Raw genomic sequence first — 24155 nt, 5'->3', positions numbered from 1 at the left:
AACTTACCACTGACAACTAACCAATATGCAAACAACAAATCTAGATTTAGACTTATCTAATCCCTGTATTTTGCTTACCACATTACAGGAACTTCGTCAATCTATTAGTGAAGAAGGAACAGAAATATTTCAACAATGGAAAAAGCAAATTCACCGTCAATCTTTCATTAATAGTAGTCTCAATTTGGCCTATTATCTAGCACTGAGAAGACACGATTTAAGAGAACTACAAGCGGCCTTAATGCCTTGGGGTTTATCCTCTTTAGGGAGGATAGAAGCTAAGGTTTTACCGACTTTAGATGCTGTCATTGCCACCTTACAGGCAGTTTGTCGCCCAGAACAAGACTCAACAATTATACATCCTCCTTTGGAATTATTTTTTGAAGGCGATCGCTTGCTGCAACAAAATACTGAAGATTTATTTGGTAACACTCTCGATAAGCGTCGCGTCCGAATTATGGTGACGTTACCAAATGAAGCCGCGACTAATTATGAATTTATAGAAAATATAATTCGTCAAGGCACAAACTGTGTTAGAATAAATTGCGCTCATGATACATCTGTTGAATGGTTAGCAATGATTAATCATGTCAAACAAGCAGAATTAGAATTAGGATCTGTCTGTAAAATTCTCATGGACTTGAGTGGTCCCAAAGCCCGAATTAAATCTGCTCTTACCCCCAGCCCCAAACAGCGGATATTTAAAGGTGAATCTCTCCTCTTGGTCCAGGATTTACCAACTGCAATTAATTCTCAATATTTTCAAGTTAGTTGTACAATGCCAGAGGTATTAAAAGAACTCAAAGTTGGCACAATAGTTTGGATTGATGATGGACGTATTGGGGCTTATGTAGAGTCAATTACACCCCAGGGTGTATGGTTAAAAATCACCCATGCGCGGCTTAAAGGTGAAAAGATATTACCAGAAAAAGGCATCAATTTTCCTGAGACTGATTTGCATTTGAGTTCCCTGACGGCAAAAGATAAGCAGGATTTAGACTTTATTGCTAGTCATGCGGCTCAAGTTGATATTATCGGCTATTCCTATGTACAAACTGCTGAAGATATTCAGCTTTTACAACAGGAATTAACAGCAAGATTACCAGAAAATTCTCCCATACCTGCCATAGTTGCTAAAATAGAAACACCCCTAGCTGTTAGCAATCTTCCAGAATTAATTATTCAAGCCGCAGGTAAACAACCCTTTGGAATTATGATTGCTAGGGGAGATTTAGCTATTGAGATTGGTTATCAACGTCTAGCGGAAATTCAAGAGGAAATATTATGGTTATGCGAAGCTGCCCATATACCCGTAATTTGGGCAACCCAAGTATTAGAAAATCTCGTCAAACATGGAATGCCTTCACGGGCAGAAATTACCGATGCGGCCATGTCAGAACGAGCAGAATGTGTTATGCTGAACAAAGGTGCTTATATTGTTGAAGCTGTGGGTATTTTAGATGATGTCCTCACCAGAATGCAAGCCCACCAAGTTAAGAAAACACCCCAGTTAAGAGCTTTACATTCTTGGTAATTGGTATGAAAAAAATTCAACATAAATCTTCCTTTCTGCCGATGTCTTCACAAAACTATATATAGTAATTGTGAATACTCACAATTGGAAATATTTATAAAATTAAAACTTTATATATCAAGTTTTCAGGTTACAATCTAAGGAGGAAGTTTATAATCGAATTATATCTCCATAATATCTCTAGTACCAACTCGTGCCAGATTTGACGTTCTATTTTGATAGAAGTAAATCCTCTAATTCTCCAAAACCAAAGTATTGGGTTTATTCCTATCAAATTGATTAGCTACTAATTATTAGAGTTTTATTAGAGTTTTATTAGAGTTTTATCGGTATTAAACTAGTGACCACACCATCTACCCATGATATCAAACCAATGGATTCATTAAATAACGGTTTTCACCAGCAATTTATTAACTTACCTAGTTTAGGTCAAATCATTGATTATTCTCCTTTAACTATTAGTTCCGATAGTTGTGTTATGGATGCGATTAACTTAATAAATCAATCACCAAATTATCAAGTTAATAACCCACTTAAAACAGCAAACGACTATGTTTTAGTAGTAAATCAAAACGAGTTGCAAGGAATATTTACCATTAAAGATGTATTGAGAGTAATTGCCTTAAATATCAACTTATTAGGGGTAAAAATAGCTGAAGTGATGACTCAGCCACTAATTACTTTAAAAGCATCAGCATCTGAGCAGATTTTAACAGCATTCACCCTTTTAGAGCAGTATTGTATTCAGCATTTACCAATAGTAGATAATGCAGGGAAATTAATAGGTATCATCACAGAGAAGAACTTATTACAAGCCTTAAATATAGAAAAAATAGTTGGTAGAATGCAAGCATTGCGTGAAAATTTTGCAGAATCAACGACAGAACACAACCCAGTTAATCAACAAATAGAAGTAATCCGTGGGGAACTTTCTAATGCTTTGCAAGCATGGGCAGAAAAACAAATTGCTGATCATCCAAAAGTTAATGAAGAACTTCAAGAAACCTTAGAAGAATTGCAAATTGCGGAAGAGGAACTGCGTCAACAAAATGAACAACTAATCCTGGCTCGGGAAATTACCGAAGCAGAAAGACTGCGTTATCAAAATTTATTTGAATTTGCACCCAATGGTTATTTTGTAACTGATAGTTTAGGTGTGATTCAAGAAGCTAATCAAGCTGCATCATTCTTATTATCTGTCCCTCAAAAGGCACTTATTGGTAAGCCATTAGTGGTGTATATTGCTGACAAATGCCCTTTTGATTTTGTATCCAGGTTAGGGAAATTGCAGAATTTACAGGAATGGGAAATGTATTTATGTCCTCGTGAAGGTTCACCTTTTCCTAGCAAAGTCAGAGTTAATCCTTTGTATGATCATCTAAATAAAAGCATTCGTTTTCTCTGGTCAATATCTGATGTTAGTGAACAGCACGCTGCACTTCATGAACGGGAAAAATTAGAAGCTGCACTACGTCAAAATAGTGACCTTTTAGAAATCAAAGTAGCGGAACGCACGGCAGAGTTAATAATTGCTAATGAGCGGTTACAACAGGAAATTATTGAACGGGAAAATATTCAACAGTCATTAAAAGAAAGTGAAGAACGACTTAGTTTAGCAATGGCAGCGGGGAATACAGCGATATGGGATTGGCATATCCAAAAGAATGAGGTTTTTTGGTCTCCAAATATGGGTTTAATGTGTGGTCTATCTGGTCATGCCTTGTCTCCTATAGACGCAGAATTTCTCAATTTAATATACAGTGAAGATCGTGAGCATTTTCGTCATTGTGTGCATAAGACTTTTGAGAAAAGAGTTGATTTGTCCTGTGAATATCGGGTGATATCTAGTGATAGTAGTCTCAGGTGGTTGGGTACTAGGGCTAAACTCCACTATGATGAAAATGGTCAGCCGCTACGAATGATTGGCACAACTAGAGACATTACCGACCGCAAGGAAACAGAACGGAAAATATCTGAACAAGCTGCCCTTTTAGATATCGCTACTGATGGAATTTTAGTGCGAGACTTAAAATCTCAAATCATCTTTTGGAATCAGGGAGCAGAAAGGATGTATGGTTGGCAAAGTCAGGAAGTTTTAGTGAGAAATACCCAGGATATTTTCTATAAATCCAATGATAATGAACAAGAAATAGCAGCCCTGAAAACTGTATTTAAATCTGGAAGCTGGGAGGGTGAATTATACAAAAAAACAAAATCAGGGGAGGAAATTATTGTTCAAAGTCGCTGGACATTAATGTTAGATACTGATGGACAACCCAAATCTATTCTGACAGTAGATACTGATATTACAGAAAAGAAACGACTACAACAGCAGTATTTCCGCGCTCAGAGATTGGAAAGTATAGGTATTTTAGCTGGTGGTATTGCTCACGATATCAATAATATCTTAACTCCGATTTTAGGATCTGCTCAATTACTTAAAGCTAGATTTTATCAAGACAATAATCGTGTTTTACAAATGCTGACAATCATTGAAAATAATGCTAAACAAGGAGCGGCTTTAGTCAAACAACTGTTATCCTTTGCTAGAGGATTTGAAGGTAAATATACGATTTTACAAGTTAATGATTTGATTAATGATACTATACAGTTTGCCAAACAAACAGTTTCCAAATCTATCAAATTCTCTACCTATCTTTCTCCCAAACTATATCCAGTTTATGGGGATAAAACCCAACTGCATCAAGTAGTAATGAACTTAGTAGTTAATGCTGCTGATGCTATGCCCAATGGTGGACATCTCTCTATTTCTGCGCAAAATTTATATATTGATGAGGAGATCCAGCAAATCAATTGTCATGCTAAAGGTGGGAATTATATTGTTATTACTGTTACGGATACGGGTATAGGAATGTCACCGGAAATATTAGAAAGAATATTTGAGCCATTTTTTACTACTAAAGACTTTGGTAAAGGAACAGGATTAGGACTATCAACAGTGCAAGGAATTATTAAAAGCCACAAGGGGTTTATTAATGTTGATAGTAAAGTTGGAAAAGGTAGCAAATTTCAGGTATTTTTACCATCAATAAACCAGGAAATTTCACTTTTAAAATCCGATGATCATAAAATGTATCAAGGACGGGGAGAGTTGATTTTATTGGTAGATGATGAAGCCCAAATTATTGAAGTTACAAAAACCATTTTAGAGAACTACAATTATCAAATTATCACTGCTAGAAATGGCAAAGAAGCTATTGATATATATACCCAAAATCAGGACAAAATCAAACTAGTATTAATGGATATAATGATGCCAGAAATGGATGGAAATGCCGCCATTTGCAAATTAAAAGAAATTAATCCCCAAGTGCAAATAATTGCTTGTAGTGGACGCAATATAGAACCAGATAATGAAGCTCAAGTTGCCGCGATTTTATTAAAACCCTATAGCAATCAAGAATTACTGGAAAAATTAAATCTTGTCCTCTGTTTGTAGTCAGGGCTAAAGCTTTGGTGAGTGTTACTATGCTGTCTTGAACACAGGAGTAAAGTCGTGATTGAATGAATATTTGAATGAATATTTGGATATTTTGGACAGATTTTTGAGATTACACAACTTATGCTCATACAATTGACTGATTTCTGAGACTTTTACCCTTTTCTGGCAAATCTATGACACCTCAAGAATTTTTAGAAAATTTGGCAACAGCAGCAACAGACACCGAAAAACTGATAGTTTTTGCACAATACCTTGATACAACCGCGCTAGACAATGCCACAACCCCAAGGTGGAGAAGTATTGGTTACAGTAACGAAATTCAAATGGCACTTAAAAATGTGGCTTTTCATTTAGAAGCACTTGCGGAAGCAGGAAAATAGCATTTTCAATAAAAATCTTGTAGTGTGGGCATCTTGCCCGCTCAAGTTGATTGTGTTATTGAGAGATTAAATTAAACTACTTAGACTTCTTCACCAATATAAATCCCTAAACATTGAGCGGTTCGGATTAAATCACCGTGAGGATCAACAAGGGAGGGATTATGATTGATAACATCTTCAATGGGGAAAGTTACAACTTTTCCATTTTGCCAAGCTAACATTCTGTCGTACTGTTCTTGAGCAATTAAATCAACCGCAACTTTACCAAACATAGTAGCTGTGAGTCTGTCTAAAGCTGAGGGAATACCACCGCGCTGAATATGTCCTAACACAGAAACCCTAGTATCAATTAAATAATTACTACCATTAGCGATTTTTTCGGCAATGTATTGACCTTTACCACATTTATCAATCATACAACTAGCAGCACCATCTGTATCTTCCGCAGAAACAGATACACCCTCAGATACGACAATAATAGCAAATTTCCTGTACCAGCCATCGCTTTGGCCGTCACGGCCATGGCGTAATTCCCCTAAATGATTGCATATACCCTGAATACTATAGGGAACTTCGGGAATTAAAATCACATCAGCACCGCCAGCAATTCCTGAGTATAATGCTAAATGTCCCGCTGTCCGTCCCATAACTTCGATAATCATGACTCGGTCATGACTAGCGGCAGTGAATGTAAGCCGATTAATAGCATCAACAATGGTATTAACTGCGGTATCAAAGCCAATGGAACGTTCTGTAAAAGCGACATCATTGTCAATAGTTTTAGGAATAGCGACTAAATGCCAATTACCTAAAACTGCTAATTGGTGAATAATATTTAAACTACCATCTCCACCAATAGCAATTAAAGCATCTAAAGCGATCGCTTCATAACCTGATAATATTTCATCAGCATGGGCTAAGGTATCTCCTTGATTAATAGTACCTAAAATTGTTCCCCCCATGTTGAGCAGCGGGTCAATACCGTGCAAATTCCAACTGTGGATACTTAAAGGGACAGTTTTCCGCTCTAGCAGTCCTTGAGTCGCGTAGGGAATACCCACCACTTCCCAATCATAAGTCTGTATTGCGTGACTGACAACGGCGCGAATCACACAATTTAACCCTGGACAGTCACCACCACTAGTAAGAATACCAATACGTTTTTTCATTATTTATTAGCTATTACCTATTACCTATTACCTATTACCTAACTTTTTGTATAAACTCTACCCGAATCTGGATTATAAGTTTGTAAAGCCTTCATATATTGAGCGCGTTCAAAAGCACTAGGATGAGGACAATTTAACTGGCTCATACTACCTTGCATTTGTTGTACAGATTCATATTCGTGTATTTCCATCCATTCACGCAGGTCTTTTTCTAAACACTGTATATAAGTAATTTTTCTCCGCAATAATACAGAGCAAAGCATAGTAATATTTGCGCCTACCATCAGCATTTTAATTACATCCTGAGCATTATGAATACCACTAGTTGCAGCAAGACTACCGTGAATATGTCCATAGAGAATGGCTATCCAGCGCAGAGGTAAACGCATGGCTTGGGGGGTACTTAATAATACATTAGGTTCAACCTCTAGAATTTCTAAATTAATATCTGGTTGATAAAAGCGATTAAATAATACTAAACCATCAGCACCGGCAAGATCTAAACGTTTGGCCATATTTGCCATATTAGTGAAATAGGGACTGAGTTTAACAGCTACAGGAATGGTAACTGCGGCTTTCACCGATGTGAGAATATCAATATAATTCTGTTCAATTTCTGCACTTATTAAATCTGGGTCTGTAGGAACATCATAAATATTTAATTCTAGTGCTGATACCCCCGCTTCTTCCATGAGTTTACCATATTTAGTCCAACCACCAACAGAACAACCATTAAGACTGCCAATAATGGGAATATCCACTGTTTCCTTAGCTTTCTGAATATGATCTAAATATTCTTCAGGTCCTACCCGAAAATTAGTTATATCGGGGAAATAGGTTAAAGCTTCGGGAAAACTTTCTGTACCATAACTGAGATGATGATGAAGTTGGGATTTTTCTAAAGTTAATTGTTCTTCAAATAACGAGTGCATAACCACAGCACCCGCACCCGCATCTTCCATACTTTTAATATTATCAATTTCCCGTGAAAGTGGAGAAGCGGAAGGAACTAAAGGTGATTTTAATTCTAAGCCTAAATATGTGGTAGTTAAATTCATAATTTTAATAATTTGGGTTAATAATTTGGGTTAATAATTTGGGTTAATAATTTGGTAATTTAATGATTTTCTTCCTTTTCCTGAGTTCTGATTTAGGTTTCTTGCAATTTTCCTGCGGCTAAATATTGATACATTTGCCACCGATTGTTAACATCAACTTGTGCTTCTTTTAAAAGTTGTTTTGCTGTTTCTGGATTAATTTTCGTCAACATTTGAAAACGATTTTCCATATACATGGAATTTTCTATTGGTATCTTAGGAGTGCGGGAATCGAGTTGTAGAGGGTTTTTCCCCTGTTTAATGCGGTCGGGGTGATAACGATATAATAACCAGCGTCCAGAGTCCACAGCGGCTTTTTGATTTTGCATTGCTGTACTCATATTAATTCCGTGAGCAATACAATGACTATAGGCAATAATTAAGGATGGACCATTATAAGCTTCAGCTTCTAAAAAAGTTTTTAAAGTTTGTTCATCTTTTGCACCCATTGCTACACTAGCAACATAAACATTACCATAGGTCATAGCCATTAAACCCAAGTCTTTCTTAGTTGTTCTTTTACCACCTGCTGCAAATTTTGTAACTGCACCTTTAGGAGTAGATTTAGACATTTGACCTCCGGTATTAGAATAAACTTCTGTGTCTAATACCAAAATATTAACGTTGCGGCCACTAGCAATTACATGATCTAAACCACCATAACCAATATCATAAGCCCAACCGTCACCACCAATGATCCAAACACTTTTTTTAACTAAATAATCAGCTAAGGATTTTAAATTTTGGATTTGGGATTTGAGATTGCTTTTGGTTATAGATTCGAGAAGTTGATCTAATTTTTGTTTGAGAAGAGAAATTCGTTCTCGTTGTTCATAAATATCTGCTTCATCTTTTTGTTCAGCATTGAGGATATCTGTTACTAAAGTTTCACCTATTTCTGGTGCAAATTGTTGAAGTAAATAGGCTGCAAATTCCCCTTGTTTATCTATAGAAATGCGGAAACCTAACCCAAATTCGGCATTATCTTCAAATAAACTATTAGACCATGCAGGACCCCTACCTGCGGCGTTTTTTGTCCAAGGAGTGGTGGGTAAATTACCCCCATAGATAGATGAACAACCGGTGGCATTAGCGACGATCATGCGATCGCCAAATAATTGTGTTACTAATTTAATATAGGGTGTTTCTCCACATCCTGCACAAGCACCAGAAAACTCAAATAAAGGTTCTTGCATTTGTTGTTGATTAATATGATGCAACTGCAAATTTTTTCTATCTGGGTCAGGAATATTTAAGAAGAAATCCCAGTTTTCTCGCTCTTGTTCTCGCAATGGTCTTTGTGGTTCCATATTAATGGCTTTTCTGCGAGGTTCGGCCTTATTTTTTGCAGGACAAATATCAACACAAATACCGCAACCTGTACAATCTTCCGCTGCTACTTGAATGGTAAATTTTAAATTATGCCAATCATGTTCTTTCGCATTGGCACTTTTAAAAGTTTTTGGTGCATTTTCTAATACTTCTGCTGCATATACTTTAGCACGAATTACACTATGAGGACACACCATTACACATTTACCACATTGAATACAAACGTCACTATCCCAAACAGGAATTTCTGCCGCAATATTGCGTTTTTCCCATTTAGATGTTCCCGTGGGATATGTACCATCTATTGGTAATGCACTCACGGGTAAATCATCTCCTTGACGGGCTATGATTTTACCTAATACATTATGAACAAAATCTGCTGTAGGTTCGGGAATAGATGATAGTTCTGTTTTTGCTGCTTTGGCTATAATCTGATGAAGATTTTCCAGAGTTTTATCAACTGCTTTAATATTCAATTCGACAATTTCTTCACCTTTTTTACCGTAGGTTTTATGGATAGATTCCTTAATTTTAGCAATAGCTTCTGCCCTTGGTAAAATACCGGAAATAGCAAAGAAACAAACCTGCATAACTATGTTAATATGTCCACCTATTCCCGCTTCACGGGCGACTTTATAGGCATTAATCACATAAAAGTTGAGATTTTTATTAATTATCTCCTGCTGTATGGAAGCTGGTAATTTATCCCAAATTTCATCTTGATGATCAGGTGCATTTAATAAAAAAGTACCACCAGGAATTATCTCTTTTAAGATCGGGAATTTTTCTAAAAAGTCCCATTGATGACAAGCGATAAAATTGGCTTTCGTAATTAAATAATGAGAGCGAATTTTCTCAGAGCCAAAGCGCAAATGAGAAACCGTTACAGAACCAGATTTTTTAGAATCATAAACAAAATAACCTTGGCTATAATTATCAGTTTCTTCTCCAATAATTTTAATTGAATTTTTATTTGCACTCACTGTACCATCTGCACCCAAACCGTAGAAAATTGCCCTGACTATATTATCCGGTTCAATATTAAATTCTGGATTATATCCTAAACTAGTATGTGTAATATCATCATTAATTCCAATCGTAAAATGATTTTTTGGTATTTCAATATCTAAATTATCAAATACTGATTTTACCATTGTCGGTGTAAATTCTTTAGATGATAAACCATATCTACCACCAACAACTTTAATTTGATTAATTTGGTTTTCTGCTAACGCTGTCACCACATCTAAATATAAAGGTTCACCAATAGCACCCGGTTCTTTTGTTCTATCCAAAACTGCAATACTGCGGGTAGTTTTGGGCAGAGAATCAATAAATTTTTGCACATCAAAAGGACGATATAATCTCACCTTGATGACTCCAACTTTTTCCCCGTGTTGGTTGAGATGATCTACAGTTTCCTGGACAGTTTCACAACCAGAACCCATGAGAATAATGATTTTTTCTGCTGCTGGATGTCCATAATAATCAAATATTTTATATTCTCTTCCCGTCATTTCTAAAAACTCATCCATGACCCTTTGAGTTATATCTGAACAAGCTAAATAAAAAGAATTTACCGTTTCCCTGCTTTGAAAATAAACATCAGGGTTTTGTGCCGTTCCTCGTAATACCGGGTTATCAGGTGTTAAAGCTCGTAAACGATGGGCAATTACTAACTCTATGGGAATGAATTTCTCTAAGTCTTGAGTTGTTAATATTTCTATTTTATCTACTTCGTGAGAAGTGCGAAAACCATCAAAAAAATGTAAATAAGGTATCCGTGATTCTAAACTTGCGCGTGTAGAAATAAGGGCAAAATCATGGGCTTCTTGCACAGAAGCAGCGCACAACATAGCAAAACCGGTACTTCTTGCGGCCATGACATCACTATGATCTCCAAAAATTGAGAGCGCTTGCACTGCCAGCGATCGCGCCGCAATATGAAATACTGTAGGTGTAAGCTCTCCCGCAATTTTATACATATTTGGGAGCATTAACATCAATCCCTGGGAAGCTGTAAATGTGGTTGTCAGTGAACCCGTCTGTAAAGCACCGTGTACAGCACCAGCAACCCCCCCTTCACTCTGTAACTGCACCACTGAGGGAACAGTTCCCCAAATGTTCGGTTTTCCCTCATTCATCCAAGTATCAGACCATTCAGCCATAGGTGAAGATGGTGTAATAGGGTAAATAGCAATTACCTCGTTTAATTGATAAACAACCTGAGCAACAGCTTCATTACCGTCTATAGTGGCAAAAATTTTATTTTTCATATTTATATTATTTATATCTTTATATTATTCGTATATAATTACAGTGTTTCCTTTCCTGGGTATAGATACCCCATTAAAGTAGGTTTTTTTGGAATTATCTATACTGTTAATTTTCTGCTTACTGTATTTATCATCTCCACTGATATTTTGTTTTTTTAACTTATTTTTGAATAAATCAATATCGCAATAACCCCCTAAAAAAACCTCTGTTTCCTCTGGAGTAATATCTTCCAGAAGCAACTTGACATCAATTTGATAAATATCGGTATTGGACTGTAATATTTTAGCCATTGTCTTATATCTTCATGAATTAAAGATTACTCTGTCTTCTAGACTGGCAAAAATTATCATAATTTTCATCTATCTATTGGCTAATATTCAAACTAATTCCCTGCCATACTATAAAATACCCCATACTAACTTTAGCATGGGATATATAACAACAGGTATCCGAAATCATTTACAGTTGAGTCTACCTTTCTCCTGCGGTTATAAGTTGAGATAAATCTCTGTAATTAGGACTATTGACAGAAGCTTGAATATCAGCTTTCGTTTTTTGTTTACTAGCTGTTACCAGTGCAGAAATTTGACGGTTTTCTTTAATTAATCGGCTGTAAGTACGTTGAGGAATATAATGGATTGGATTATAACCAATATAACGTAAAATCAGCACACAAGCCCAAGAATACCGACCATCAGCAATAGCTTCGATGATATGATTGAATTGTTCAGGAGTGATAACACTATGAAAATCTTTCTGAGAATAAGAAGCTTGATAGTTCATAACTAACCCTGATTTAATCTTGTAGGACTGAAAGTTAATAAGTCGTAATAACTGAGAATAGAGAATCTTTCTAGTCCAAATTAATAAGACTTTTATGGTCAAATTTGGGAATTTTTATCCTGATTTGATCTCTAAATCCCAACTTACATGGAGAAATTCATGGGATATCTGATCTCACAGCGTTATATGCACGTAATATGCAAAGGATTCAATTCTCTTGGTAAGTAACTTTGATATCTAAATTCGAGTATAGCGATAACTTTTCGATTAAATATCAATATTATTTGTGGTTATCAGAGAACTTTATTAAGTTTTTGTGAGCTTTGTTCAGAAGTGGTTGACATTCAAGTAACCCTATATCTGTCAAGTAATTATTAGTTTTGTAATCTTTGTTATATCATGGGCAATTTTTTATCTAAATAGATTAGATTCTGAATTGTTTGAGTGTATAAATTGGTAAATTACTAAACTCACTACCCTTCTATTAGTAAAAAATATAGGTAAATTCCCAGATTTTATACTTAATTTGATTGTTTGATAACGAATAGGAAATACAGCTACTCTAATTATGACACTATTTAAATAGTCATACAATATTGAAATATTTCCTGACATTTGCTATCTACAGTTTTGTAAATACCCATTGTGACACTATTACATATAGAATACTATGTTTTCAGTAACTAGTCAGCCAAATTGGCACTTTGTGCCTCTAAATAGTAGAGAAAATGTCAGGCTTCAATTGCGTATCAAATGACTGTTTAAATAGTGTCATAAGGAGTATTTACAAAAATGTAGATCAGAGGTAATTCAATATTGTATGACTGTTTAAATAGTGTCATAAGCAGTATTTACAAAATCTTAAATAGCCCCTGTAGTAGTGGAAATTTTTTTGGTTATTGGTTATTTTTAATTCTCTAGCTAAATTAGTTACACCTGATCACGAAATACCCAACTTATTAAAGCGACTGAGAAGATGATTATCAAGTTTTTGGATTATTGAAAGCCTATTCTTACAAGACTTACGCAAAATATCTCTCCCTAAACCCCCATTTCTCCGTGACCTCTGTACCTGGAGTGGTGTATAGCTCCTGCGTCGCTACGCAAGCTATGGACACGCTACGCGAACGCTATTCCGTGACTCGTGGGTATGGGTAAGTTCTATCTTATTCAGGGGAACTTCATAAATTAGCCCTACTTTGCGTAAGTCCCTAAGATGTCTAATGTTCAAATAAGTCTTTGAATTGTAATAAATCTAAGGTGACAATTGTGGATAAAGTTTGAAAACATTCTTGGGCCAGTTGCCAACGTTCTTCCCGTTTTAACATAACTGTAAGTTTTTGCTGTATACTCAGTAGGTAACGAACGTCATTAGCAGCATAACTTAATTGTACTTGGGATAAATTACTAGCATTACCCCAATCAGAACTTTGGGCGCTTTTATCTAATTCTACTTTTTCTATTTCTAATACTACGTCTTTTAGCCCGTGACGATTTGTATAAGTACGTGCTAACTTACTAGCAATTTTAGTACAAAAGACGGGCTGAACAAAAATGTTTAAATTGTGCCTTAAAGTAGCCATATCAAACCTAGCAAAGTGAAAAACTTTGACGATATGGGTTGCTTCCATAAGTGTTTTTAAATTAGGTGCGGCTGTTTGTCCTTTAGATACGCGAATAGCGGTGACTTGGCCTTCTGGGTTACAAAGTTGAACCAGACACAAACGGTCTCGTTGTGGCAAAAGTCCCATTGTTTCTGTATCAACAGCGATCGCTGAAGCTTTTAAATACTCAGAAAGGGCAGCATCACTTAAATCGCCGTCACCAACTTGAAAATCCTGCAATATCATGAAGTTATCAAATATAAATTATCTTTATTGTGCCAGATCATAATACTATTTCTCACACTCCAGTTAAAAAAGCAAAATTCACAAGCTCATTTATACCCCTTATCGAACAAGAGGCATCTTTTAAGATTGTAAAATTTTTTAATTATTAGTGTTGTTGAATTGAAGTAGAAAAAAGGAAAATTAAAAATCTCTTTTCCTTCGCGCCTTTGCTCTTTTTTACCTGGGCGCGAAACATAATTCATACCGCCATTATGCCAAGACTAATTCTTAATTGCGCCCTGGAACTCTAGCGTTTAAAAATATTTGTGTTAGATAGACTTGTCCTTGCTCATTGGTAGCCACACCAACCCCAGTTAGATTATATTTACCCTGAAGATTTTTGAGATGTCCAGGACTTTTTAACCAGCCAGAAACCGCCTCATTTGCAGGATTGCTATATCCCGTATTGTAAGCGACATTTTCGGCTGCACTGCTGTATTTAAGAGGAATAGCCATAACGCGCCGTTCAAATCCTTGATGACTAAAAGGAACTTTACCAGTAGCCATATTTTGACTGTGAATTCTCGCTTGCTGACTGATCTTTTCACTTAAATTTAACTGTCCTAGTCCCCGTTTTGCTCGATATTGATTAATTTGAGTAAAAACTGATTTCTCTAAACTATTGGTTTGAAAACTAAGATTAGATATTTTGGCTTGACTTGTCACAAGTGATGAACGCTGATATCGGCCAGTTTGTTTAGCAAAACTATTATCTGGGTTCGCAGCAGTCATATAGCCACTAGCAAGGACAAGCGTACTTAAAGCGATGCCAAAAGCAGTTTGTCGTAACATAGAGGTTTAAATTAACTAATGTATGGATTTATTGGATATATACCCTATCTTCTGATGATCAGAATACTTACCAGGATACTATTTGCCAAATATAAACTCAAGAATTATCAAATTTTCACAATTTAAATCAGTTATTTGGATAATACTTTTGTTTATTGTCATCACCTAGAGCAGCCATATTTAGTCTTAACAGAGAATAGGTTTTGTCAATGCTATTTACACTACATTACTAATTAAAATTAAAATAATTAATAAAAAATAGTATCCAATGATAGATGTCATGGATACTAAAATCTTATAATTTACAAAGACTTATCTTGACCGCAAGAAAATTTGTGTAAAATAAATTTTTCCCTGATTATTACTGGCTACACCAATCCCCGTTTGGTTATAATTCCCTTTAATATTGGCTAAATGTCCTGAACTATTCAGCCAGCCTTGAACGGCTTGAGCCGCGGGATCTTGATGTCCCTGGTTATAAGCGACATTTTCGGCGACTCGACTGTAAGCAATACCTGTTGCTGCTACTCGTCCTGAAAATCCATCATGTCCAAAAGCGACTTTACCACTAGCCATATTTTGACTGTGAATTCTCGCTTGATTGTCAATAGTAGAATTACGGGTAAGAGCGGGTAAATTTTGCGAAGCCCGGTACTGGTTGATTTTTTGGAAAACCGCTGCTTTTAGCGTAGCAGTATTCACATTACCTTGTGCAATTTGGTCATTAGAAGTTAATCTGGTCGAGAAATTAGGTTCTGAACTAGCCATTGTCCCACTAACTAAAACCAAAAAACCCGCACTAGCAGCGAAAATAAAGCTTTTCAGCATGATTGATCACCTTTGAAAATTAATTCTTTGGGGAGGTAGATGAAATTACTCACAAGCTCAAAAGAACTTGTGAGTAATTCTCCCCAACTGTACTTAATGAATTAAGAACTTAGCAGCAGTTTGTACATCCTTGTCACCCCTTCCAGAACAGTTGATGATTATTTTGGGACTACCAGCAAGTTGTGGACAAAGAATTTCTAAATAGGCGATCGCATGAGAAGTTTCTAATGCTGGTATAATACCCTCTAATTTAGACAGTCTCTGAAATGCGTCCAAAGCTTCAGCATCGGTAACACTATAATATTCAGCGCGACCAATATCCTTCATATAACTGTGTTCTGGACCTACACCGGGATAGTCTAAACCAGCACTAATGGAATGCGGTTCAATCACTTGACCGTCCTCATCTTGCAAAAGATAACTCATGGAACCATGTAATACACCCACTGTTCCTTTCGTGAGGGTAGCAGCGTGTTTATCAGTATTTACACCTTCTCCAGCGGCTTCTATGCCAATTAAACGTACCGACGGTTCTGGAACAAACTCGTGAAATAGTCCCATAGCGTTAGAACCACCACCCACACAAGCCAAGAGAATATCAGGTAAACCGCCCCATTTTTCCATAGCTTGAGCGCGGGTTTCTTCACCAATTACAGCATGAAAATCCCGCACCATCATGGGGTAAGGATGGGGACCTGCCACAGAACCGAGGATGTAATGGGTAGTTTCTACGTTCGTTACCCAGTCCCTAATGGCTTCAGAAGTGGCATCTTTGAGAGTTCCCGTACCTGCAGACACTGGACGAACTTCTGCCCCCATCAACCGCATTCTGAACACATTTAAAGATTGGCGTTCCATATCATGAACACCCATGTAAATAATACATTCTAAACCAAACCGAGCGCAAACTGTAGCCGTCGCTACGCCATGTTGTCCCGCCCCGGTTTCTGCAATAATGCGCTTTTTGCCCATACGCTTTGCCAATAATACTTGACCAAGGGCATTGTTAATTTTATGTGCGCCAGTATGATTCAAGTCTTCACGCTTTAAATAGATTTGCGCTCCTGTACCATCAGGACGGGCATAATTAGCGGTAAGGCGTTCGGCAAAATACAAAGGTGTGGCACGTCCGACATAATCACGTAATAAACCTTGTAATTCAGCTTGAAAACCAGGTTCATGGCGATATTGCTGATATGCTGTTTCTAATTCAGCTAAAGCTGGCATGAGGGTTTCAGGAACATATTTACCACCAAAGCGGCCAAAACGTCCTAAAGTATCGGGAACTAAAGCAGTTTGTGAGAAATTCAGAGAGAGGGGTGTAGTAGTCACAGATTAGGTAAAATCTAAAATTTAGAGAACAAAGTTAATTTTAATTCTAGACTTGTTGAGAATGCTCTGGTTGTCTAGTAGTCAATCTTTACCAAATTTCGCTACATTAGGAGAATGTACACTTATAGGAATTTTCAATGTCAGCACAACTGTTACTGGTAGATGACGAACCGGGATTGCGGGAAGCCGTGAAAGAATACTTGCAAGAAAGTGGTTTTAGGGTTCAAACTGCCAGTAATGCCCGTGAAGGTTGGGACTGGATGCAAGAGAACACCGCTGATTTAGTGATTTCTGATATTATGATGCCCCAGGTGGATGGCTATCAGTTCCTCAAACAACTGCGCGATGATCCCCGTTTTCAAGCATTGCCTGTGGTGTTTTTAACCGCCAAAGGCATGACAGGCGATCGCATTCAAGGCTACAAAGCGAGTGTTGACGCTTATTTACCCAAACCCTTCGATCCCGATGAATTAGTGGCCATAGTCGAAAATTTATTGGCTCGTCGCAGCGCTCAAACCTCCGCTGCTGGCGAGGAGGGCGAAACTCCAAATCTTGCCGAATTGGCTAATCAAATCGCTCAAATTAGAATACTATTAACTCATAGAAGTGCCATATCCCAATCCCCAGCCCCTTTTAAGATAGATTTGACTCCTAGAGAGCAAAGTGTTTTAAACCTAGTAGCTGAAGGATTGATGAACAAAGAAATTGCCCGTCGCTTGGAAACAAGTGTCCGCAATGTGGAAAAATATGTCAGTCGTTTATTTAGTAAGACTGGTACTAATAGCCGCACAGAGTTGGTTCGTTTTGCTCTAGAACATGGTCTAGCTAAGTAAACCTCCGGCACCGATGATGGCAGTTATGGCAGTTAATTGGTAAATAAATGGTAAATGCACCTGGATAATTTTTTCTAGTGATATGTAGACCTAATTTCACGTTTCCCAGCCAACTCATGATTAGGAAAAACAGGTGGAGACCTCTGAAAAAGTTAATCTCCAAAGCTCTAAATCAGGCTTGTGATTATGCAAAATTACAGCGATTACTATTGTGGGATAGTATCGGAGAAATTGCGTAAGCGCATGAGTTGGCGACGCATTTGTGGGGAGGCTTTAAACTCCGATATTTCCTGAGCTTTTACAGATGCTTGTAAGGTTTCTAAAAATTCATCAGACCCTTCCGTTAAAGCCTCTAGTAATACTTGTAACAGTTGCTCCCGATCGCTTAACAGACTTTTTTCTTCAATCAGGCGGAATTTGAGGTGGATTTCACACTCATAAACACCGACCTCGAGATTATTTATTTGGCGCGGTAATGCTTTGGAGTTCATAGTTTTGAAGATTCCTCTACTTAGTGGTCATACGGGTGATGGACTAGATCTCCAGAAAAATTACTTATACTTTCCCTATACTTTTGTGAATCCAAAGTTTTTGAAGATAAGAATTTTTCCTCATCCATAAAACTAGCGGCTTTGCATCATAGCAGCATAAACTATGTTTTGCGTCAAGACACAAAGGCGCGAAGTTTGAGATTTTGATAGCTTGGGTGGCATAGCCATATTTTTATGCTTTTCTACGTCAATTCTCCAACGCCAAATTGACACTCTATTTTACTCCCCCTGTATTTTTTTAGCTATATCCTACTGTTTTCTGATGTTTCTTTATCAGTTATGGCTCATGCAAGCCATGAACTATTATTCAGTTTTTGCTCTGCCATACCATAAAGTTTTCGTAAAAAACTAATTAGTCCTTGTTAAAGTTTTTTACATCAACTTGTTCAAAACGTCAAGAAATATTATTATTTTTATTTTTGCTACGTTGTCATACTTAAATAATTGTCATCAAGATGCTCCTTTGATCAATGCAATTTATAATTATAGGAAAAGCTACCCCATGGGGTAAAAAGTTTGGTAAAGTCACTATAATACAAGTACATATACATCATAAAAAAGCAGAATCAGCAAAAATATCAAAAAATGTTTTGTGAACAATCACATACAGAGAAAAAATCAATTTCCAAAATTCTCAGCCCCACCAACTCCTAAACTTCTGTATTATTGTTACAATAATTGCAGTGTAATTCAGCCAAACTCTTACACCCTCATGGATAACCCAATGCTGCTCAAGTCCACAACCCGTCATATTCGCATTTTTGCGGCGGAAATGGACTCCTATGAACTGATTCCCAGTAATCAAGTCTTGACACTAGACGTTGATCCAGACAATGAATTTAACTGGAACGAAGACGCCCTACAAAAAGTTTATCGCCAGTTTGATCAACTGGTAGAAGCATCTAGTGGCGAGGATCTAAGCGATTATAACTTACGTCGCATTGGTTCAGACTTAGAGCATTATCTGCGATCGCTCCTCCAAAAAGGCGAAATTAGCTACAATCTCTCTAGTCGCGTTACTAACTACAGCATGGGACTACCTCAAGTTGCAGTTGTAGAGAATCAATAAACTTAGTACATATCTACCTAGCCCTGGTGAATCTAATTCGCCAGGTATGTCAAGCTTTAGTGACAAGTTGAAAATTAGTTCTGCTATAGCTACATATTCCCAGCACAATAGCAGTTATGATCAGGCTGTGGGTTAAAAAAATATGGGCGGTATCATAAGCCGCTACCAAATACTGTTGAAGAAAATGCCAATTGCAGAATCGGTGGGAAAACTATGGAAAATGATGCGGTAACGCTCTGCTGCCCAAATGAATATTGTCAATCTGCTAATCCCCTCACCCACAAATTTTGCCAGCAGTGTTCTACACCCTTACCTAAGCGTTACCTCTGGGCTGTGGGGGATGATTTCAGCCCAAGCCATCCCGGATCTATCTTAGCTGATCGCTATTTAGTCATTAATAAATCCATACTTTTAGATATCAAACCTGGGTTATTGCCCCAAATTCCTGAATTAGAGGATTTAGAGAAAATTAGACCTTATCTGAAACTAATTCCCTATCGTCTCCATATACCCCAAGTTTATGGAATCCTCAATTTAGGTAATGAGCAGCCCCAAGCAGAAATATTATTATTAGAAAGACCGCCATTATTAGTTGATCCGAGTATTACTAAAACAAGTCTGTGCATTAGCTTAGATGATGCCTGGAAGGAAGCCTCATCAATCCGCCAAATTCATTGGCTATGGCAAATAGCAAATTTATGGCAACCCATGGACATTCAAGGTGTAGTATCTACCCTTTTAGACCCTGATGTATTGAGAGTCGAAGGTGTATTAGTTCGCTTATTAGAATTGCGTTTTGATAGAGAAAACACACCGACATTATCTCAATTGGGAGAATTTTGGCGACAACTGCTCAAAAATGCCAAACCAAATATTGCTCCTTTTATTCAAGAATTATGTCAGCTTCTGATGGACGGGAAAATTAATTCGTCAAGCCAACTAATTCAAATTTTAGATCAGGGATTGAAGCAATTAGAAAGATTCCAAACAACTACTATTAAAATCTATACTAAAACAGACTCAGGTCCAGTCCGTCCACGGAATGAAGATGCCTGTTACCCTTCCCGCGACACTTTGATCACTAAACCGCCCCAGGATAACGCCCTGGCAATTGTCTGTGATGGTATTGGTGGACACGAGGGAGGTAGTGTGGCTTCTAATTTAGCAATTGAAACTATCGTGCAAGAAGTCAAAGAACTGACTTCAGTTACTGAGAATCAAATAAATCCCTCACTTATACTGTACAAGTTAGAACAAGTAGTAGCAACCGCTAACGACAAAATTAGCCAGCAAAACGATAGCGAACATCGTCAAGGACGACAACGCATGGGAACAACCATTGTCATGGCTTTACCTATGGCCTATGAAATGTATATTACTCATGTCGGTGATAGTCGTGCCTATTGGATTACTCGTCATAATTGTCATCAAGTTACCTTAGATGATGATGTCGCTTCCCGTGAAGTTCGTTTGGGCTATTCGCTTTATAGAGAAGCATTGCAACACAGTGGTTCTGGATCCTTAGTTCAGGCTTTGGGAATGAGTAAAAGTACCTCATTACACCCCACATCACAACGCTTTATTATTGATGAAGATGCTGTTTTCTTACTGACATCCGATGGTTTGAGTGATTTTGACCGAGTTGAAGAATCTTGGGAATCAGAAATATTACCTATATTATCCGATAAAAAAACTATAGAAAATGTTGGACAACGACTGATAGAAATTGCCAATACTAAAAATGGACATGATAATGTCACCATTGCTTTAGTACATTATGATGTGAAATATTCTGAACCAGATATAACAATTACAGTAGATATTTCTCAGGTTTTAGCTGACACAGAATTAGATCCATTGGATGATCACCAGAAAACTCGAGTGTTAACGGAAAATAAGACCGTAAATAAGACCGTTAAATTTTCCCAAATACCATTACAGCTGTTTGTTATTTTAGGATTAACTTTATTAGCTTTTTTGTTAGGATACTGGTTTAAACTCACACAACTCCAATCACCAAGAAACATAATTCCCTCTCATTCTCCATCTTCTAGTCAGTCCCCACCTTGAGGGGCGACAAAGAAGCTAGAGAGGTTGTTGGATAAGAATCACAGCCCTCAGACCCTGCTGATAAAATGCCATTTTTTGAGGGTGGGGTAGTGGGGTTGCTTGTGATGATTGTAGATAATTGTAGGGTGGGTTAGCGTAGCGTAACCCACCATTATCACCTAATTTATTTTAGCTTGGGTGTTGGATTTTCTCAACCCAACAAAGCTATTAACTAAACAAGAAATTACCTCCGAACAGGTTTAAACTCGCATTGGTGCTATTAAATCCTGATGTACCGGATAAAGTCACTAATGATTGACCAGTACCAAAACCAGCATTACCAATAATACCATCTCCAGCCCGCACTAATGTAGAATTACCTGATGTAATCACATCAAAATTGGCAATACCTGTAAAGTTCAGTTTATCGCCACCAGCACCGCGCACAAATTGGTAAACTGTATCTGTACCATGACCAAGAACGTAGTTAACGTTATCTACAGCAGTATCATTACCTAAGTACAGGCTGTCGTTACCTTTACCACCAGATAAATTATCAATACCAGAACCACCTTTAATCCAATCATTACCATCAGTACCAGTAAAATTGACGTTACCTGTAAAGCTACTTAAATCAAAGCGTTCAAATCCTAATACTGTTGTTCCAGGAATATTGCCAATTTGATTAGTGGTGTTGTTAGCATTAATTGTCAGACTATTAGCACTTGTTCCCCCGGTAATAATCAGGGTATCTGTGCCAAGACCACCATTGATGTTGTCATTTTGTTGTAAGTTGGTAAAGACGCTGGTAATTGTGTCATTTCCTGCAACTGCATCAATGATATCTTTGTCGTTGGTGGTGGTAATGTTATTTGTATTTGCTGTACCAGTGATTGTATTGTCTGTTAGGTCGCTGATATTTATAGTCAATTGTTTTTGATAGGTTAAACCACCCTGGTCTCTGGTTTGAACGCGAATACTGTAACTGTTTTTGGTTTCAAAGTCAAAGACAGAGTTGGTTTTAAGTTGATTTCCGCTAATGGTAAATAAACTATTATCTGTTGCACCTGTTCCTGATACTAAACTATAGGTAAAGGTGTTGTTAGCATCTGGGTCTGTGCTACTAAGATTACCAATCACTGTACCAACAGTCTTGTTTTCCGCAACTGTGCTGGTGGATAGTGTTAGGTTAGTAGGAGTTTCGTTAACGTTACTGACTCCAATGGTTAATTGTTTCTCGAAAGATAACCCACCCTGGTCTGTGGTTTTGACTCTAATGCTGTAACTGTTTTTGGCTTCAAAGTTAAATACAGAGTTGGTTTTAAGTTGATTATTGGTAATAGTGAATAAACTGTTATCAGTTGCACCACCTCCTGATACTAAACTATAGGTAAAGGTGTTTCCTGTATCTGGGTCTGTAGTGGAAAGATTACCAATCACTGTACCAATGGCTTGGTTTTCGGCAATGTTGCTATTATTTATGGTGATGTTAGTAGGTGTATTGTTGACGTTTTCTACATAGAGAGTAAAGATATCACTAACATTCGCTCCGTCCTTATCTGTAGCAATCACCTTGACATTTAATTGACCTATATTTGCTGTTTTAGGAGTACCAGTAAAGGTTCGAGTTGTAGAGTTAAAATTCAGCCAGTCTGGTAAATTACTGCCATCAGCTAAAGTAGCTGAATATTTAATCAAATCAGGAATTACGCCCTCATTGAGCAGCGTATTTTCAAATGTAGCTGTGAATAATTGATGAAGTTTTGTCGTGGGATGAAAATCGTCCCAGAAAGCGTATTGATTTGGGTCAACTGGATTAGTGGCTGTAATTAGAGGTTGGGTAATATTAGTAAAGTTGTAACTAGCAGGATTAGCCTGAAATGCTGCACTCAAACCAAAGATATCTACTAAAGATAAATCAACATTGAGGACTGGTTCTAAGTTGGTTAAAGCTTGGGTTAAAGCTGCATTAAAGCCAATAGAAATTAATCTGGCATTATCTACATTATTATTAGCAATACTTAAAGGAGTAGCACCCAAATCTGGTAAATTGCCAACAACAATTTCTTTAGCACCTAATTCTGCTAACGTTGTAATCGCACTACTAATATTAGTAACTGCATTAGTTATAGCTTGAGTAGGATTGGTGGCAAGATTTAGAAAATCATTACCACCAGCCCAGATTACGTACAATCCATCTTTACCCACGGGTGTGGCGGTATTTAAAGTTTTAAATTGCTGAATTTGTGTTAGTAAGCCAGGTACAGTGATTTGCCCAAAAGTGTTGCTTACCCCTGTATTTGCCCCCGAAAAGGCGAAGTTTTCAATTGATTGGTCTGTAAATTGTAAATTTCGTGCCAGGTAATCAATCCAAATTAAGCCATTAGAAAGACGACCTTGATAATTAGGTGGTGGTGGAAAGGTATTACCTGATGCTTGGTAGGCGTTACCTGTATCTGATAAACTGTCACCAAAGATGACCAGGTTCTTATAAGGATTAACTGCGTCTAGGTCGGAAAAGGTATTTTCAGGCAGTGTAAATGTGAAGGTAGAATTGACCTTACCTGTTTGATCTGCGATCGCACTATTTAAAATTGGCACTCTATTAAGGTTTTCAACTGTAATTGTCATGCTAATGTATGTATAGTTATTAACGTTTTTCGTCAGTAAAATTGGCAAATAGTGATAACTTGAGTGAGTGATGATACAAACAAAACTATTTTACACTATATTGTCTAAAAATAAATATTATCCATGGCAAAAATACTTGCTTGTCT

The 24155-nt window shown here is 37.2% G+C and carries 18 protein-coding genes; 6 read left to right on the top strand and 12 right to left on the bottom strand.

Translation table 11 applies throughout. From position 1 onward, the window contains the following. Nucleotides 1-25 precede the first annotated feature (25 nt). The 3 genes from H6F39_RS11210 to H6F39_RS11200 all read left to right on the top strand — a co-directional run bounded on the left by H6F39_RS11210 (nucleotide 26) and on the right by H6F39_RS11200 (nucleotide 5377). Complete coding sequence (locus H6F39_RS11210) at nucleotides 26-1534, top strand: pyruvate kinase (protein WP_190396719.1); 1509 nt, start codon at nucleotides 26-28, stop codon at nucleotides 1532-1534. Nucleotides 1535-1874: 340 nt separating this feature from the next. Further along, a complete protein-coding gene (locus H6F39_RS11205) occupies nucleotides 1875-4994 on the top strand; it encodes a PAS domain S-box protein (RefSeq protein ID WP_370539380.1) in 3120 nt (1039 codons plus the stop codon). 176 nt (nucleotides 4995-5170) lie between these two features. Continuing rightward, nucleotides 5171-5377, top strand: coding sequence for a hypothetical protein (locus tag H6F39_RS11200; protein WP_028084306.1), 207 nt, complete (start codon nucleotides 5171-5173; stop codon nucleotides 5375-5377). An 80-nt stretch (nucleotides 5378-5457) separates the two neighbouring features. Here the strand turns inward: H6F39_RS11200 and H6F39_RS11195 are convergent, their stop codons facing one another. The 9 genes from H6F39_RS11195 to trpB form a co-directional block, all read right to left on the bottom strand. After that, nucleotides 5458-6546, bottom strand: coding sequence for an ATP-dependent 6-phosphofructokinase (locus H6F39_RS11195; protein ID WP_190372266.1), 1089 nt, complete (start codon nucleotides 6544-6546; stop codon nucleotides 5458-5460). 38 nt (nucleotides 6547-6584) lie between these two features. Further along, on the bottom strand, nucleotides 6585-7604 hold the full coding sequence (locus H6F39_RS11190) for a dihydroorotate dehydrogenase-like protein (RefSeq protein ID WP_137909010.1): 1020 nt from the start codon (nucleotides 7602-7604) through the stop codon (nucleotides 6585-6587). A 92-nt stretch (nucleotides 7605-7696) separates the two neighbouring features. After that, on the bottom strand, nucleotides 7697-11251 hold the full coding sequence (nifJ, locus tag H6F39_RS11185; protein ID WP_190396718.1) for a pyruvate:ferredoxin (flavodoxin) oxidoreductase: 3555 nt from the start codon (nucleotides 11249-11251) through the stop codon (nucleotides 7697-7699). 24 nt (nucleotides 11252-11275) lie between these two features. Then, nucleotides 11276-11542, bottom strand: coding sequence for a hypothetical protein (locus H6F39_RS11180; protein ID WP_190372269.1), 267 nt, complete (start codon nucleotides 11540-11542; stop codon nucleotides 11276-11278). A gap of 181 nt (nucleotides 11543-11723) precedes the next feature. Further along, the gene (locus H6F39_RS11175; protein ID WP_137909013.1) at nucleotides 11724-12035 is read right to left on the bottom strand and encodes a HetP family heterocyst commitment protein; all 312 of its coding nucleotides are present in this window, start codon (nucleotides 12033-12035) and stop codon (nucleotides 11724-11726) included. Between the two features lie 1220 nt (nucleotides 12036-13255). After that, a complete protein-coding gene (locus H6F39_RS11170; protein WP_137909014.1) occupies nucleotides 13256-13885 on the bottom strand; it encodes a ribonuclease D in 630 nt (209 codons plus the stop codon). A 267-nt stretch (nucleotides 13886-14152) separates the two neighbouring features. Further along, nucleotides 14153-14716, bottom strand: coding sequence for a CAP domain-containing protein (locus H6F39_RS11165; protein ID WP_190372270.1), 564 nt, complete (start codon nucleotides 14714-14716; stop codon nucleotides 14153-14155). A gap of 312 nt (nucleotides 14717-15028) precedes the next feature. Continuing rightward, nucleotides 15029-15544: a CAP domain-containing protein gene (locus H6F39_RS11160; protein WP_190396717.1), complete on the bottom strand. Its 516-nt coding sequence runs from the start codon at nucleotides 15542-15544 to the stop codon at nucleotides 15029-15031. A gap of 93 nt (nucleotides 15545-15637) precedes the next feature. Beyond that, nucleotides 15638-16876 (bottom strand): tryptophan synthase subunit beta, encoded by a 1239-nt coding sequence (gene trpB / locus H6F39_RS11155; RefSeq protein ID WP_190372272.1) that lies wholly within the window; start codon nucleotides 16874-16876, stop codon nucleotides 15638-15640. Between the two features lie 137 nt (nucleotides 16877-17013). Here trpB and H6F39_RS11150 point away from each other — a divergent pair, with 137 nt between their 5' ends. Next, a complete protein-coding gene (locus H6F39_RS11150) occupies nucleotides 17014-17709 on the top strand; it encodes a response regulator transcription factor (protein ID WP_137909269.1) in 696 nt (231 codons plus the stop codon). 206 nt (nucleotides 17710-17915) lie between these two features. On the opposite strand, the gene H6F39_RS11145 is transcribed toward H6F39_RS11150, so the two are convergent. Beyond that, nucleotides 17916-18200, bottom strand: coding sequence for an Npun_R1517 family heterocyst differentiation transcriptional regulator (locus H6F39_RS11145; protein WP_028084297.1), 285 nt, complete (start codon nucleotides 18198-18200; stop codon nucleotides 17916-17918). Nucleotides 18201-18332: 132 nt separating this feature from the next. Then, nucleotides 18333-18473, bottom strand: coding sequence for a hypothetical protein (locus tag H6F39_RS11140; RefSeq protein ID WP_162501209.1), 141 nt, complete (start codon nucleotides 18471-18473; stop codon nucleotides 18333-18335). A 499-nt stretch (nucleotides 18474-18972) separates the two neighbouring features. Between H6F39_RS11140 and H6F39_RS11135 the strand changes: the two genes are divergently transcribed. Together H6F39_RS11135 and H6F39_RS11130 are read left to right on the top strand one after the other, a co-directional pair. After that, complete coding sequence (locus tag H6F39_RS11135; RefSeq protein ID WP_137909268.1) at nucleotides 18973-19329, top strand: NAD(P)H-quinone oxidoreductase subunit M; 357 nt, start codon at nucleotides 18973-18975, stop codon at nucleotides 19327-19329. A 213-nt stretch (nucleotides 19330-19542) separates the two neighbouring features. Then, nucleotides 19543-21399, top strand: a complete 1857-nt coding sequence (locus tag H6F39_RS11130; RefSeq protein ID WP_137909267.1) for a PP2C family serine/threonine-protein phosphatase — start codon at nucleotides 19543-19545, stop codon at nucleotides 21397-21399. Nucleotides 21400-21606: 207 nt separating this feature from the next. Here the strand turns inward: H6F39_RS11130 and H6F39_RS11125 are convergent, their stop codons facing one another. Continuing rightward, the gene (locus H6F39_RS11125) at nucleotides 21607-24009 is read right to left on the bottom strand and encodes an SGNH/GDSL hydrolase family protein (RefSeq protein ID WP_190396716.1); all 2403 of its coding nucleotides are present in this window, start codon (nucleotides 24007-24009) and stop codon (nucleotides 21607-21609) included. Between the last annotated feature and the right edge of the window lie 146 nt (nucleotides 24010-24155).

It is taken from the genome of Dolichospermum sp. FACHB-1250, from assembly GCF_014696335.1.
Classification (GTDB): Bacteria; Cyanobacteriota; Cyanobacteriia; order Cyanobacteriales; family Nostocaceae; genus Dolichospermum; species Dolichospermum planctonicum.
This window is presented reverse-complemented; position numbering and strand designations above follow the sequence as displayed.

Bases quoted from the DNA above. Each gene is read 5' to 3' on its own strand.
- H6F39_RS11190 (WP_137909010.1), bottom strand. From the start codon at position 7,604: ATGAATTTAACTACCACATATTTAGGCTTAGAATTAAAATCACCTTTA.
- H6F39_RS11125 (WP_190396716.1), bottom strand. From the start codon at position 24,009: ATGACAATTACAGTTGAAAACCTTAATAGAGTGCCAATTTTAAATAGT.
- H6F39_RS11135 (WP_137909268.1), top strand. From the start codon at position 18,973: ATGGATAACCCAATGCTGCTCAAGTCCACAACCCGTCATATTCGCATT.
- H6F39_RS11165 (WP_190372270.1), bottom strand. From the start codon at position 14,716: ATGTTACGACAAACTGCTTTTGGCATCGCTTTAAGTACGCTTGTCCTT.
- H6F39_RS11175 (WP_137909013.1), bottom strand. From the start codon at position 12,035: ATGAACTATCAAGCTTCTTATTCTCAGAAAGATTTTCATAGTGTTATC.
- H6F39_RS11195 (WP_190372266.1), bottom strand. From the start codon at position 6,546: ATGAAAAAACGTATTGGTATTCTTACTAGTGGTGGTGACTGTCCAGGG.
- H6F39_RS11200 (WP_028084306.1), top strand. From the start codon at position 5,171: ATGACACCTCAAGAATTTTTAGAAAATTTGGCAACAGCAGCAACAGAC.
- H6F39_RS11170 (WP_137909014.1), bottom strand. From the start codon at position 13,885: ATGATATTGCAGGATTTTCAAGTTGGTGACGGCGATTTAAGTGATGCT.
- H6F39_RS11160 (WP_190396717.1), bottom strand. From the start codon at position 15,544: ATGCTGAAAAGCTTTATTTTCGCTGCTAGTGCGGGTTTTTTGGTTTTA.
- H6F39_RS11130 (WP_137909267.1), top strand. From the start codon at position 19,543: ATGGAAAATGATGCGGTAACGCTCTGCTGCCCAAATGAATATTGTCAA.
- H6F39_RS11180 (WP_190372269.1), bottom strand. From the start codon at position 11,542: ATGGCTAAAATATTACAGTCCAATACCGATATTTATCAAATTGATGTC.
- H6F39_RS11145 (WP_028084297.1), bottom strand. From the start codon at position 18,200: ATGAACTCCAAAGCATTACCGCGCCAAATAAATAATCTCGAGGTCGGT.
- H6F39_RS11150 (WP_137909269.1), top strand. From the start codon at position 17,014: ATGTCAGCACAACTGTTACTGGTAGATGACGAACCGGGATTGCGGGAA.
- nifJ (WP_190396718.1), bottom strand. From the start codon at position 11,251: ATGAAAAATAAAATTTTTGCCACTATAGACGGTAATGAAGCTGTTGCT.
- H6F39_RS11210 (WP_190396719.1), top strand. From the start codon at position 26: ATGCAAACAACAAATCTAGATTTAGACTTATCTAATCCCTGTATTTTG.